The following is a 12960-nucleotide window of genomic DNA, read 5'->3' on the forward strand; positions in this document are numbered from 1 at the left end:
GTAGAAGGTGGCCACCGCGACCACCGGCAGGTTGATCTCGGGGAAGATGTCCACCACCATGTTCTGGAAGGACACCACCCCCAAGATCACCACGATCAGGCTGATCGCGACCACCGCATAGGGATTGCGCAGGGCAGCTTGAATCACGGAGAGGCCTTACCGCATCTCTGTTATGTCTCTGTTACGGGCCCGTTAAGCTTCAGATCACCTGCTCACAGGGGAGGGTGAAGACGCGGAGTGGTACCTTGGCTCCATCCTGAAGGCCCTGCAGATGATCGCGAAACGACTTCAGCTCCGCCACGACGTGCTCCGCCTCTTCGTTCCGCATGGCCGACAGGATCATGACGTTGTGCCCCGGCCAAGCCAGCGAGTCGAAGGCGTGTCCCGCTTCGCCCATCCCCAGCACCTTCGGCGCTTCCGTAAACGCCCGGACGTTGAGCCCCTTGAGCAAATGCCGGATGTCCTGATCGAGCGAGCGCCGATAGATGACCATGAGCATCTTCATGGCTGGCTCCTCCTCTGGCTTGATCAGCGGGTGGCCGTTTGGACGTAGAACGTCAATATACTTTTAATTTTGTAATCTATCGTGAACATCGTGTCAAGCGTTCGTTCCTTCCTACCGATGGGCGAGGCGCTCACCGCATCAAGACCTTGCCGGACTTGCTCCAATAATAGAAGAGGGAAAAGTTCGGGTAAAACGAGTTGGTGGCATTCTGGCCGGCGAGCGTGAACAGGACGCCGCCGGCGATCAAGAAGTTCGTATCCCCAATCCGATACTGGATGGAAGGTTCTACGCCGATCACTGAAAACCCGCTCTTCTGTCCAGAGTTGATGTTGTGCCCGTCGAGACGGCTCGTGAGTCCGTGGAGGGTGACGAACTCCAGATTGTATCCGAACCCGTGCTTGTCGCTCAGAATGTGTTCGAAGATCAGACGGGTATTGATCAAGTCGCCGAAATAAGATGCCTCGCCCTGAGGATTCTTCAAGCCGGGAGTGGAGTAGGTGTAGTAGACCCCGCCGCTCCACCGGTACGGCTTCAGGTTCTTCCGGAAGGCGATCCCGGTGGTCATGCTGACCTCCCCGGAGCGAGTCGAGGGAAACCGGCCGATGGGAGAAAACCCGCCGGGCGTCTTTTCCGTTCCAAACCATTTCCCCGTGGGGAGCGAGAGCTGATTGAACCAATTGATGCTCGGCACCCAGGAATCAGGGTCCTGCACAATCGGCCGGTACTTGAGGATAATCGAGGAATCGCCAACGCCAAAGTCGTTTTTCGACCGGCCGTTCTCGTTGGACCAGAACCCCCCTATTGACGTCTGCCCGACCAGTTCCAGGTGATCGGTGACGCCATAGGCGCTTTGGATGAAGGGGGACTGAACGCTGTACAGGTGAAGGGGGCCACGATTGGGGTCCGTCGCAAGACGGAACTGGTTGCCGAAACTGCTCTCACCGATCTGCGAGAAGATCAAAGGGCGGATGTACCACTGGCCCTTGGGCTGAATGTCCGGGGATGAAATCAGCATCGGACCGTGCGACAGCGGATTCCAGCTCTTCCGGTACTTCTTGATCTCCTCTTCCGTGGGGACCCAGTGAACCGTCGCCGCCCAATCCAGCACGTCCTCAGCCGCGCCCGCCGCCGAAACGAGCGAGGCGACCGATACGATGGACAACAGCAGGACGCGCCACTTCACGGTTCTCACCTCGAACGTGGCATCTCAGCGGAACGTCGCAAAGGATCGGCCCTAGGGTAGCACCTAGCGTACAATTAGGGAAGAGTCCTAAGATGCAACTTAAAAATACGCACCTGGGGTTTCATTCTCTGGACAACGCGGAGCTAAAGAGAGAGAATGGAGGACAGCCATGACTCCTCTCGTCGTTTTGCAAGGCCTGAACCGCCATCGTGAGCGCCAGATGAAAGTCGGCTTGTGGCTTTCCCCCGCCCTGGCCCTGTCTGCCTGTGTTGGAATTGCCCCCCCCGCGCACCTGTTGACCGACGTGGTGGAGATCAAGGCCGGCGAACGCCACACCTGCGCCCTGACCTCGGCCGGCGGCGTGAAGTGCTGGGGGTTCAACCACGACGGGCAGTTGGGCGATGGGCGGGGGGAGGACCGCAGCCTACCCGCTGATGTGGCGGGCCTGACCAGCGGCGCGAAGGCCATTACCGCTGGCTGGCGCCATAGCTGCGCCATCACGTCGGCGGGAGGGATCATGTGCTGGGGAAACAACCACGATGGTCAGGTCGGCGATGGGAGCCAGACTGACCGCAACACCCCGCAGGACGTGGTGGGACTCCTGACGCGGGTCACCGCGATCGTGGCCGGGGAACGGCACACCTGCGCCCTGACCACGAACGGAGGCGTGAAGTGCTGGGGAAACAACCACGACGGCCAGTTGGGCGATGGCACCAGGACGGATCGGGTGACCCCGGTGGACGTGAAAGGGTTGACGAGCGGCGTCACGGCGATCACGGCCGCATGGCGGCACACCTGCGCCTTGACCACCGCGGGGGGCGTGAAGTGCTGGGGAAACAACCACGACGGGCAATTGGGCAACGGGACGCACAACGACAGCCCCGCTCCCGTGGATGTCGTAGGACTGACGAGCGGAGTCGCCGCGATTTCGGCTCGATGGCGGCACACCTGCGCCATCACGAGCGCGGGCGGCGTCAAGTGCTGGGGGGGCAATCACGACGGCGCGGTGGGCGACGGCACCAGGACGGATCGCCCCGCGCCGGTTGACGTTGCGGGGTTGGCGAGCGGCGCCAAGGCCATAGCGAGCGGGTGGCGGCACGTCTGCGTCCTGATGACCGACGGCAACGCGAAATGCTGGGGGAGCAACCACGAAGGACAGTTAGGCGACGGGACGGGCACGGATCAGAAGCGCCCGGTTGACGTCTTGCAAGTCCCGGGCGAGATCGTCGCCATTACCGCCGGAGGGCAACACACCTGCGCGTTGACCCGCGGCTCCGTCACTTGCTGGGGAGAGAACGAGGACGGCCAGCTAGGCGATGGGACCTTCAAGAATACCCTCGCGGCCAAGGCGGAATCGGGCGGCTGACTGAGAGCGCGGGCGGAGCCGACCATGTGGATCCGCCCTGCGAATCCGCTCAAAGGGATCATTTCGCGTTCAATCGGACCACGATCGCGCCCATCAAGTCGCCCTGCCGGAAATCCTTCTTTGGACTGCCCGGATGATGATTGTGGCAGTCCGCGCAGGCCTGGACGATGGCATAGTCCGCCGCCACGCCCTTAACCTGATTCCCGTCCATGAAAGTCAGGACTTTGATCTCGGGATTGGCCATCATCTTCTGCAAGGCGTCGGCTTCCGCCTTGGTCTTCGGGAGGTTGGACTTGTAAATCGGCGTGAGACCGATGAGCCCAAGGTCGAAATTCTTGATCTCCGCGCCAGCCGCCTTCACGAATTGAGCGGGCAACATGATCCCGTGCGCCTCAGTCGCCCAGTTTTCGGTGGGCTTGACTCCGACCTTGTCGGCCTGCTCGACAATGGTCTTGGAATAGACCGTGCGAAAGGCCTGCGCCGTCTCCAGTATATACTTGACCGTCGTCTCCTGGGGCGTGTCGGCCCCGGGAACGAGCGGCGCAGCGAGGCTCATGACCAGCAGTAGAACCGCAAAAAACATTCCTCCAACCCAACCCCGCCACTTCATACCGACCTCCCGGGTTGAGGTTTGATCAGATTGGGCGTCACGGACAATTTGGTTACTCTCCTCTTGGTGGATTGTCAAGGCACCTTCTTTCACCGAGGTGACAAGGAGCTGTAAACGGGAAGGCGGCGGATCGAATGCGCCGCGCCGGTTGCAAGCTTGGGCCGCTACGCCTGCGCGACTGCTTCGTAAACCGGCCGCACGTCCGGCAGGGGTTCCCAGCGGAGGACGGCGAGGGAGTCCTCCACGTAGGCGGGGGTGCGCATCCCGTTCAGGACGCAACTGACGCCCGGCGTCGAGGTGAGGATCCAGAGATTCTTCCGGGACAGACTCTCACTCCGTCGGAGCTCGGGCAGGAGCGGGTCAATGAGCCGGGCCACCGCTTCGGTCTTCTCCCGGCTCTTGACCGTGGCCTCACGCCGTAACTCTCCGAGGAGCGCGAGCAGCTCGGGGAGGTACCGTTCCCGCCAGTCGTGCCACTTCTCTCCCGAATCGCCGCTGAAGTGCTGCGTCAGGGCGCGGAGGACCTGGTTGACGTGGGGGGCGATCATCTGGGCTTCAACCTGGTTCCAATGTTCCAGGCTTTGCACGAGCGGTCTGAGCCGGGGCAATTCCTCCGCCCAGGCGAAGTAATCGCGGGGCGGAAGGCCCTGGCCCGGGTGCGGGACCAGCGGGGCGATGTCATTGCGATACTCACGCTCCAAGGCCGCCACCTTGTCCCGCTGCACGTCGAAGGGGACGACCTGCGGCTCGAGCGGCAGGTCCGCCAGGCGGACCATCATCCCCTGTCCGCCCCGCTTCGGCTGCATCGCATTGAGGGGCCGGTTCACGAGCACCGCCACCCCCTCCGACTTGGCCAGCTCCAACAGGGTCTGACTCTGATCCCGTCCCGTGTTGGGCGTCAGGCACGCGCCGGACTCGAACAGGTTCATCGGACATTGCAGCACCGCGAAATGGTGGGTGTCGCTGCCGGCCGTGGCCGCCGCCCTCCGCGCCGCCTCGAGCATGAGCGACAGGGACGTGGCTTCCGGGTCGTGAGGCTCGGCCGTGCTGGTATTGGAGGAGACGCCGTACCAGCGGAGGCGGCCGGCTTGGACCTGGGACTCGAAGAAGACAAAGGCCGCTTCCAGCCTGGCGTAGAACTGGTCCCGCAGACGCGCCAGATCGCCGCCGCGCCGCTTGGCGTCCGAGAGGAAATATTCGGGATTGTGAAGGAGGCAGACATCCAGCGTCTGAAGACCCAGCCGGTCCAATGAAAGGGCCAGTTGATCGGCCAGGAACTCCGGATGCACGCAGTGCCAGGCGCCCTCCGCATACTTCACCATCTCCGGGTAGGAACGTCCCGCCTTCTCGCGCGCCTCGGCTTGCTTGAGATTCTGCCCCTGCACGTAGCCGATCTTGGAGACGACGATGACTTCCTCGCGCTTCAGCTCTCCGGACCGGACAAGCTCCGCCAGCACGGCGCCGACCAGCCGCTCGCTGTCCCCGTCGCCATAGTTGGTGGAGGTGTCAATGAGGCTGCAGCCCTCGCGCAGGGCCTTGACCAACGCCTGCCTGTGCTCCGGCTCCTCCAGACCCACCCGGTAGCAACCGAAGCCGAGACGGCTGGTCGTGAGCCCGGTCGAGCCGAGCGGGCCAAACCCCAAGGCTGCGCTCGGCGGCGCATCGGGCCGGTTGACGAAGCGAACCGCATAGGCGGCGGTCCCGCCGGTCGTGGCTTGACCGGAGAGACGGGAGCCTTGCAACGTCTTCGGCGTTCCCCCCTGATCCTTGGCCGATTCCTTGAGCCCTTCTGCCACCGCATTCGGATCGGTGATCGGGGCCTGGCAGGAAAAATTCCGGCAGACGTAGAGGGCCGGCGCTCCCTTGACGAGCTCCTTGCCGAGCAGCAGGGGATGGTCCGTCTTCGGACCGGCTGGATCGTGATGGGCGATGATCCGGTTCGGAAGGTACAGGCGGCCGACCGAGCGGCAGAGCGCCTCATAGCGCGGCTCGCCGGGCCTGCCGACGAAGGCCAGTTCCACCGGTCCGCGCAGGAGCAGGTCTACGACGATGAGGCTCTTGGTAAAAGCGCGGGGATATCTGGATATCTGCCGGCCGTAGGCCCGGACCGCCTTGGCCGACGCTTCCCGGAAATCCTCGCGGCCATAGTGGAACGAGAGCCGGGCGAGCACCGAGGCGGCCACCGCGTTGCCGCTCGGGGCGGCGCCGTCCGGTCCTTCCCGGCTGCGCAGGATGAGCGTCTCGTGGTCTGCGGCGGTGGTGAAAAACCCTCCGTTGGCCTCGTCGGCAAAATCCGCCGTGATCCGCTCCGCCAGACGGACGGCTTCGCGCAGATAGCGTTCCGAGCCTCCCGCCTCGTAGAGCTCCACCAGCCCCTCGGCGAGAAAGGCATAGTCCTCCAGACAGGCGAGGAGATGCGCCTTGCCGGCTCGATAGGTCCGGTAGAGCCCTCCGTCCGGACGACAGAGGGTGCACAGGAGGAAATCCGCCGCCCGTTCCGCCGCAAGCCGGTACCGAGGTTCTCCCAGGACCCTGGCTCCTTCCGCCATCGCCCGGATCATGAGGCCGTTCCAGCCGGTGAGGATCTTGTCGTCCAGCCCCGGCGGAACCCGCTTCCTTCTCGCTCCGTAGACCTTCAGTCGAGCCGACTCGATCGAGCGGTGGAGCTCCTCCGGCGCGACGCCCAGATCCTTGGCGACTTCTTCCAACGGACGGGGCGTGTTGGGGATGTTCTTGTGTTCCCAGTTGCCGCCCGGCGTGATGTCGTAGTAGGCACAGAAGCGCCGGGCCTCCTCCTCGTTCCCGAGCGCCTCGCCGATCTCCTCCGGCGTCCAGACGAAGAATTTGCCTTCCACCCCTTCGGAGTCTGCGTCGGTGGCTGAGTAGAAGCCTCCCTCGGGGGAGGTCATCTCCCGCAGGATATAGTCGAGCGTCTCAACGGCGATCCGCCGGTAGGTGGTCTCGCCGGTGACCTGATAGGCCTCCAGATAGACGTGGGCCAGAAGCGCGTTGTCGTAGAGCATCTTCTCGAAGTGGGGAACCAGCCACCGGTCGTCCGTGGCATAGCGGGCGAAGCCTCCGCCGATCTGGTCATACATCCCGCCGGCCGCCATTCCGTCCAGGGTCTTCCGCACCATCAGGAGGGTCTGCCCGTCCCCCGTCCGGGCATGGCGACGGAGAAGGAACGACAGGCCGGTCGCGGGCGGAAATTTTGGCGCCTGGCCGAACCCGCCGTACCGGGAATCGAAGTCTTCAGCGAACTGGGCGACCGCTGCGTCCAGCTCCTCTTCGCCCACCGCCAGAGGCGAGCCGACCTGCATGGACTGGCGCAGACGGGCGGTCACGCTCGCCGCCTGCTGCCTGAGTCCGTCCTGATCCCTGCGCCACCACTCGGCGATCTGCTGGAGCACGGTGGGGAAGCCGGGCCGGCCCCACCGGTCGGTGGGGGGGAAGTAGGTGCCGGCGAAGATCGGCTCCTGTTCGGGCGTGAGAAAGACCGTCATGGGCCAGCCCCCCTGGCCGTGGTTGAGCTGGAGGGTGGCCTGCATGTAGATCTCGTCCAGGTCGGGCCGCTCCTCCCGGTCCACCTTGACGCAGACGAAGCGCGCGTTCATGAGCGAGGCGATCCGCTCGTCCTCGAAGGACTCGCGTTCCATGACGTGGCACCAGTGGCAGGCCGAATAGCCGATGGAGAGGAGGATCGGCCGGTTGAGTTCCTTGGCGCGGCGCAGCGCCTCCTCCCCCCAGGGATACCAGTCCACGGGGTTGTAGGCATGCTGCAAGAGGTAGGGGCTGGTCTCGTGAATCAGCCGGTTGGGCGCGCGCTGCTCGTTCGACATGCGGCCACCGTACCATCCGGTGAAAGGGCCGGTCAACCGCAGTCAGTTTCACGCTTCACGAGCGACGAGTGACGGGCGACGCCCCCGGTTACTGCGAACTGCCCAGGCTTAACTCGTAGAGGAGGACCTTCCATCCATCCTCTTCGCTCAGGAACTGGCCGACGATGGGCAGCATGCCGGTCCCCGGCACCTTGCCGGACTGGCCCAGGCTGCCGTTCTTCAGCACCCACATGAGCTCGCCGGGAGTCCGTAGGGTCCTGAACTTCGGGTTCGTGAAGTTGCGGGGCTGGATCGGGAGCACCTTGGCGGCGCCTCCGTTGCCCTTGCCCTCCGGCCCGTGACATTGGAAGCAGGTCCCCCGGCCCAAGAAGATTGCCTTGCCCTCCGCGAGGATTTCCGGAGTCGGCTGGAACGGGGGCTTCAGCGCCTTGGCCTCGGCCAATTCGGCGGCCGGCACCCGCGGAACCCGGATGTCGAACTCACCGCCCGCCTGGCCGTAGCCGGACGGATCGGCCGCCAGGCACCAGCCGGCCGCCAGCGTGAGCGTCATTCCACAGACCGCCATGAGAACCTTCCGCGTCATGATCCCTCCACAGAAAAGTCGTGAGCCTCGGCCGAAAAAACCGCTGGAGTCTAGCACAGGGCCGGCGGCCGGGCAACGGTGCATCTCCTGCCGGCGCGGGCGATTGTGTTACAATGCGCCCGCGCCTCGCAGAGCGGACGGCAAGGGAAGGGCATGCCCTTTGATGCGAACAGGCTGGCGAAGTACCGGGCGGGGATGCGCCGCCGGATCGAAGACCTCAGGCGACGCACCGAGGACAGCCTGGACTTCGCGATGGACCACATGATGCTGGAGCGGGTGGACTCCTATTTCCGGATCGAGGAAGGGCTGGGCGAGATCGACCGGATGCTCCCGCTGATCGAGGAGGAGCTGGTCGCCGTTCAGGACCAGTCCGGCGCCCTCCGGCTGGAGTCGCGTCTGGAGTTCATCGAGGACCGGCTCGAGGAGTTCGACAGCGAGATCCGCCAGCGGCCCAGGCGCCGCCGCCGGCGGATCAACTTCTCCGACTTTTTCAAGGCCGCCGGCGGGGGAGGGACGGGCGCCGACGGCCCCCGCGGCGAGATCACCAGCCCGACCGAGGCCTTCGCCGCCCTCGGGTTGGAGTACGGCAGCCCGATGCGGGCGGTCACGACCGCTTTCCGGCAGCGCGCCAAGGACCTCCATCCGGACGTCCGCAAGGGCGACCGGAGCGCCGAGCCGGAGCTGCGCCGCATCATCGAGGCCTATCAATACCTCAAGGAGTACTGGAGCGCCACCCTGACCGAGCCGCCCCGGGAGAGCTGAACTTGGCAGGCTCCAACCTCTCGTGAAGCCCCACACGCCACAGTACGTCACCGACCGGGACAGCCTGCGCGCCCTCTGCCGCCGGCTCCTGGAGCACGATCGGCTGGCCGTGGACACCGAGTTCGTGGGCGAGAGCAGCTTCGTGCCGCGCCTGGAATTGATCCAGGTCGCGGCGGGGGACCTCTGCGCCGTGCTCGACTTTCCCGCCATCGGCGCGCTCGACAGTTTCGCCGAGATCCTGGCCGAGCCCCGGATTGAGAAGGTCTTCCACGCGGGCCGCCAGGACCTGGAGCTCTTCTTCGCCCACATGGGGCAGGTGCCGACCCCCGTCTTCGACACCCAGGTCGCAGCCGCCATGGTCGGCTACGGCACGCAGGTGGCCTACGCCAGCCTGGTCGAGCGGATCACGGGAGCGAAGCTGGACAAGTCCCACACCCTGTCGAACTGGAGCCAGCGCCCGCTGACCCGCGAGCAGATCACCTACGCCCTGGAGGACGTCCAGTTCCTGCTGCCCATCCGGGAGCATCTTCAGACGCGACTCCTGTCCCTGGGCCGGCTGGATTGGGCGCGGGAGGAATTCGCCCGCCTGGGCACCCGGTTGAGCGACGGCTCGCAGGATCCCCGGCTGCGCTACCAACGGATCAAGGGATGGGAGGGACTGAAGCCCAGGGCGGCGGCCGTGTTGCGGGAGTTGGCGGCCTGGCGCGAAGAGGAAGCCCGTCGCCGGAACGTGCCGCGGGGGCGGATCGTCCGCGACGAGGGGCTCGTGGAGCTGGCCCGCCGTGCTCCTACGAGCCAGTCGGCCCTGCGGGCGATTCGGGGGCTCCATCCTTCGGAGGTCGAGCGGAACGGGGAGGCCATGCTGGCGGCGATCAAGGCCGGCTTGGCCGTTCCCCAGTCCGAATGGCCGGAGGTGCCGAAGACCGGCAGACCCGAACCGGAAGCGGCCGGGCTGGTGGATCTCCTGCAGGCGGCGCTCAAGGCCCTCGCCTCGAAAGAGCACATCGCGCCCAGCCTGCTGGCCAGTTCCGCCGATCTCCAAGCCCTGGTCGAGGCCAAGCACGAGAGGGAAACACTGGACCTTCCGATCCTGCAGGGTTGGCGGCGGGAGCTGGCCGGGGAGGCCCTGCTGGACATCCTCAGGGGCAGAACGACCCTCAGCGTGGACCCCAAGACCGGGAAGCTCAGGCTGATGCAGCAAGGATGAAGCGTGAAGTATGAATTATGAAGGATGAACGCGGAATGCTGAACGAAAGAGTTCCAGATGTTACCGTTCAGCATTCATCGTTCTGCATTCAGCATTGTTATCCGAGCAGGCGTTTGACCGTTTCCGCCGGCCTGGCCAGAATCGCCCGGTCCTCCCGTTCCACGATCGGCCGTTGGATCAGATCCGGGTGCTTGACCATCAGATCGAGCAACTCGTCCTCGGACAGGTCCTTCTTGGCCAGCCCGAGCTTCTTGTAGACCTCCTCCTTGGCCCGCAGGACCTCCCTCGCGCCGAGGCCCGCTTTCTTCAGCAGCTTCTTGAGCGACGCCTTCGTGAAGGGCGTCTCGTAATAGTTCACGGTTTCGTAGGGAGTGCCGCTGGCCTGCACCAGCTTGACGGCCTCCCGGCAGGTGCTGCACGTGGGTTTCTGATAGATCGTCAGCTTCGCCATGGGCTTTCTCCTCATCCTCCCGAGTTTTCCAGAGCTTGAACTCGTTCCCGAGCGCATGTTAGAAGCACTCAACAGCCTTGCTCGTCCTGTTCAGACCTATGCCGACAGCGGGAACCAGCTCCAGCGGAGAGTTCGCGACAGCCAGCGCCGCCCAGCGCACCCTGAAGGACCTGCGGACGAAGCGGAAAGGCCAGCCGGTCTTCGTCCTCGGTCATGATCCGGAACGCCGGGGACAGGAGGCGGTCTTCGAACTGTTCAACGTCCGGCTCGCCATCGTGAAGTTTTCGGACGAGACGATGCTGGGTTACGATCCGGTGGAGCTGCTGCTCCCGACGGAAATCGACGAGAAGGGCGTAGCCTACTTCGAGATCCGCAAGTGCCGGACCTGCGACCAGTTGTTCCCCCTGACGTCCGAGGAGGCCAACGCGGAGCAGGAGCGGACCGATTGCCCCGAGTGCACGCCGTAAGGCGATTCCGAAAGGCGCGCCGCACCCCTAATCGATCTGTGGCGCAAACTCCAGCGCTTTTTTCAAGAGACAGTCGCCGGCGATCCCCTGCAGCGTCATCGGCAGCATCCCCGCGTCCAGCACCCTGACCGAGACGACCCGGTAGCCATCGGGAGTTTTCCAGGCCTCGACCCGGAGCGCGTGGCAGATTTCGAGTTTTTTCCAGATGAGATTGTCCAGGATGGAGTCGGTGGCGATCAGAACCGCCTCACTCGGCGGCCCCCCTTCGGACACCTGCGCGGTCACTCGGCTCTTGTCCCTTGGAACTTTGGTCACCACCGCGAATACGACCAGGGGATCCTGCTGGGCCAGCGCGATGGGCCAGGGGCCCGCTGCCAACAGCAGGATCAATCCGGCCATCAGTCCGCCCCTGCGCCGAACGTTCATCGCTCTTCGCCTTTCTGCTTGAGCCCCTCCCTCCCGGCTGCGGGGGAGGCCGAACGATCCGGGGCCGGCCCTCCGTGGCTCAGGACGCTCGTGCCGACCGGCCTGGACTGGGCTTCGGGCCGCTCGGAGGCGCCACGGTAGAGGAAGAACCAGCCGACGAGAAGGGCGACGACTCCCAGAGCCAAGAGAAGCTTCACGGCCCGTTCCACGTCCATCCGTCCCGCCCGTTCGTCTCCGCACGGACCCCGACACGTAGTATGCCGAAGCCGCTTCGGTCATTTCAAGGGACGCGCTTCCTTGACTCGCCGGAAGCCCCTCTCTAGAATTCGCGGCAGAACGGAGCGAGCAGCGAACAGCGCCGAGCCAAGGCGGGACACTCTTTCCGGAAGTGAAGCTGTTCGCTGGTGGCTATTCGCTGTTTTCCAAGCAGGAGGCCTATGGAGTATCGCGAGCTCGGCGTCACCGGCCTCAAAGCCTCGGTCGTCGGCCTGGGGACCTGGGTGATCGGAGGGTGGATGTGGGGAGGCGCGGAAGACCGCGAGTCCCTGGCCGCGATCCGCCGGGCCATCGAGCTGGGTGTGAACCTGATTGACACGGCCCCGATCTACGGACACGGGCGGTCCGAGGAGCTGGTCGGGCGGGCCGTGGCCGAGTCCGGCCAACGGGACCGGCTCATCCTCGCCACCAAGGTGGGGCTGGAGTGGGACGAAGCACGCACCAGGGTCTGGCGGAACTCCGGCCGGGCCCGCATTCTCCGCGAAGTCGAAGAGAGCCTCAGGCGCCTGCGCACCGGCGTGATTGACCTTTACCAGGTGCATTGGCCCAATCCCGCCACCCCCTTCGAAGAGACGATGGAAACGCTTGTCGCGGTACAGCGGCAGGGCAAAATCCGGTTCATCGGGCTCAGCAACTTCACCCAAGCCCAGGTCGAGCAATGTCGCGCCGTCGGACCGGTGCACGTCCTGCAGCCCCCCTTCAACCTGTTCGAGCGCGCTGCGCAGGAGACCGGCCTGCTCGACTTCTGTCAGACCCGCCGCATCGGCGCGCTCATTTATAGCCCCCTCTGCCGCGGGCTCCTCTCCGGGAAGTACCGGGGGACCGAGACCTTCACCGAGGGCGACGTGCGACGACTGGACCCCAAGTTCCAGGGCGAGCGGTTTCGGGACTACGTGGCTTGCACGGATCGGTTGGCGACGGTCGCAAAGCGGAGGGGCAAGACGGTCGGACAGTTGGCCGTCCGCTGGTGCCTTGACCAGCGGGGAGTCACCGTCGCTCTCTGCGGAGCCCGCCGGCCGGAGCAGATCGAGGAGAACGTGGGCGCGGCAGACTGGCGCCTCACCGCCGAGGAGCAGCAGGAAATCAACCGGATCGTGGCCGAGGCTGTCCCGACGCCGGTCGGGCCGGAGTTCATGGGACCGCCGTAAAAAGCCGTGACGGGTGATGGGTGAAGGGTGACCTGTGCAAGACGACGCGGGGACGCGGAGACACGGAGATCGCCGCGTCGCCCCCTCGCCGTGTCTCCGCGTCGATCTCGCAACGCGTCACGTGTCACGAAGGAGTG

The 12960-nt window shown here is 65.0% G+C and carries 13 protein-coding genes; 5 read left to right on the forward strand and 8 right to left on the reverse strand.

What is annotated here, in order from left to right; translation table 11 throughout:
- Positions 1-199: 199 nt before the first annotated feature.
- Together AB1411_08010 and AB1411_08015 are read right to left on the reverse strand one after the other, a co-directional pair.
- A complete protein-coding gene (locus tag AB1411_08010; GenBank protein MEW6543541.1) occupies positions 200-505 on the reverse strand; it encodes a PG0541 family transporter-associated protein in 306 nt (101 codons plus the stop codon).
- Positions 506-635: 130 nt separating this feature from the next.
- Positions 636-1688, reverse strand: a complete 1053-nt coding sequence (locus tag AB1411_08015; GenBank protein ID MEW6543542.1) for a hypothetical protein — start codon at positions 1686-1688, stop codon at positions 636-638.
- Between the two features lie 169 nt (positions 1689-1857).
- Here AB1411_08015 and AB1411_08020 point away from each other — a divergent pair, with 169 nt between their 5' ends.
- Complete coding sequence (locus AB1411_08020; protein ID MEW6543543.1) at positions 1858-3054, forward strand: chromosome condensation regulator RCC1; 1197 nt, start codon at positions 1858-1860, stop codon at positions 3052-3054.
- Positions 3055-3112: 58 nt separating this feature from the next.
- On the opposite strand, the gene AB1411_08025 is transcribed toward AB1411_08020, so the two are convergent.
- The 3 genes from AB1411_08025 to AB1411_08035 form a co-directional block, all read right to left on the reverse strand.
- Positions 3113-3610, reverse strand: a complete 498-nt coding sequence (locus AB1411_08025; protein MEW6543544.1) for a DUF3365 domain-containing protein — start codon at positions 3608-3610, stop codon at positions 3113-3115.
- A gap of 218 nt (positions 3611-3828) precedes the next feature.
- Positions 3829-7503 carry an aldo/keto reductase gene (locus AB1411_08030; GenBank protein MEW6543545.1) on the reverse strand — a complete coding sequence of 1225 codons (3675 nt, stop codon included), beginning with the start codon at positions 7501-7503 and terminating at the stop codon, positions 3829-3831.
- 88 nt (positions 7504-7591) lie between these two features.
- Complete coding sequence (locus AB1411_08035; protein ID MEW6543546.1) at positions 7592-8086, reverse strand: c-type cytochrome; 495 nt, start codon at positions 8084-8086, stop codon at positions 7592-7594.
- 153 nt (positions 8087-8239) lie between these two features.
- On the opposite strand from AB1411_08035, the gene AB1411_08040 reads away from it, so the two are divergent.
- Positions 8240-8848 carry a DnaJ domain-containing protein gene (locus tag AB1411_08040; GenBank protein ID MEW6543547.1) on the forward strand — a complete coding sequence of 203 codons (609 nt, stop codon included), beginning with the start codon at positions 8240-8242 and terminating at the stop codon, positions 8846-8848.
- 22 nt (positions 8849-8870) lie between these two features.
- Positions 8871-10055, forward strand: a complete 1185-nt coding sequence (gene rnd / locus AB1411_08045; GenBank protein ID MEW6543548.1) for a ribonuclease D — start codon at positions 8871-8873, stop codon at positions 10053-10055.
- A gap of 97 nt (positions 10056-10152) precedes the next feature.
- Here the strand turns inward: rnd and arsC are convergent, their stop codons facing one another.
- The gene (gene arsC / locus AB1411_08050; protein ID MEW6543549.1) at positions 10153-10506 is read right to left on the reverse strand and encodes an arsenate reductase (glutaredoxin); all 354 of its coding nucleotides are present in this window, start codon (positions 10504-10506) and stop codon (positions 10153-10155) included.
- Positions 10507-10604: 98 nt separating this feature from the next.
- Between arsC and AB1411_08055 the strand changes: the two genes are divergently transcribed.
- Positions 10605-10973 carry a hypothetical protein gene (locus AB1411_08055; GenBank protein ID MEW6543550.1) on the forward strand — a complete coding sequence of 123 codons (369 nt, stop codon included), beginning with the start codon at positions 10605-10607 and terminating at the stop codon, positions 10971-10973.
- Positions 10974-11000: 27 nt separating this feature from the next.
- Here AB1411_08055 and AB1411_08060 read toward each other — a convergent pair whose 3' ends face one another.
- Positions 11001-11399 carry a hypothetical protein gene (locus tag AB1411_08060; protein MEW6543551.1) on the reverse strand — a complete coding sequence of 133 codons (399 nt, stop codon included), beginning with the start codon at positions 11397-11399 and terminating at the stop codon, positions 11001-11003.
- Positions 11396-11596 carry a hypothetical protein gene (locus AB1411_08065; protein ID MEW6543552.1) on the reverse strand — a complete coding sequence of 67 codons (201 nt, stop codon included), beginning with the start codon at positions 11594-11596 and terminating at the stop codon, positions 11396-11398. The genes AB1411_08060 and AB1411_08065 overlap by 4 nt, the downstream gene beginning before the upstream one ends.
- 240 nt (positions 11597-11836) lie before the next feature.
- Between AB1411_08065 and AB1411_08070 the strand changes: the two genes are divergently transcribed.
- Positions 11837-12823 carry an aldo/keto reductase gene (locus tag AB1411_08070; GenBank protein MEW6543553.1) on the forward strand — a complete coding sequence of 329 codons (987 nt, stop codon included), beginning with the start codon at positions 11837-11839 and terminating at the stop codon, positions 12821-12823.
- Positions 12824-12960 lie beyond the last annotated feature (137 nt).

Source organism: Nitrospirota bacterium, assembly GCA_040757595.1.
In the GTDB taxonomy this organism is placed as follows: Bacteria; Nitrospirota; Nitrospiria; order Nitrospirales; family Nitrospiraceae; genus JBFLWP01.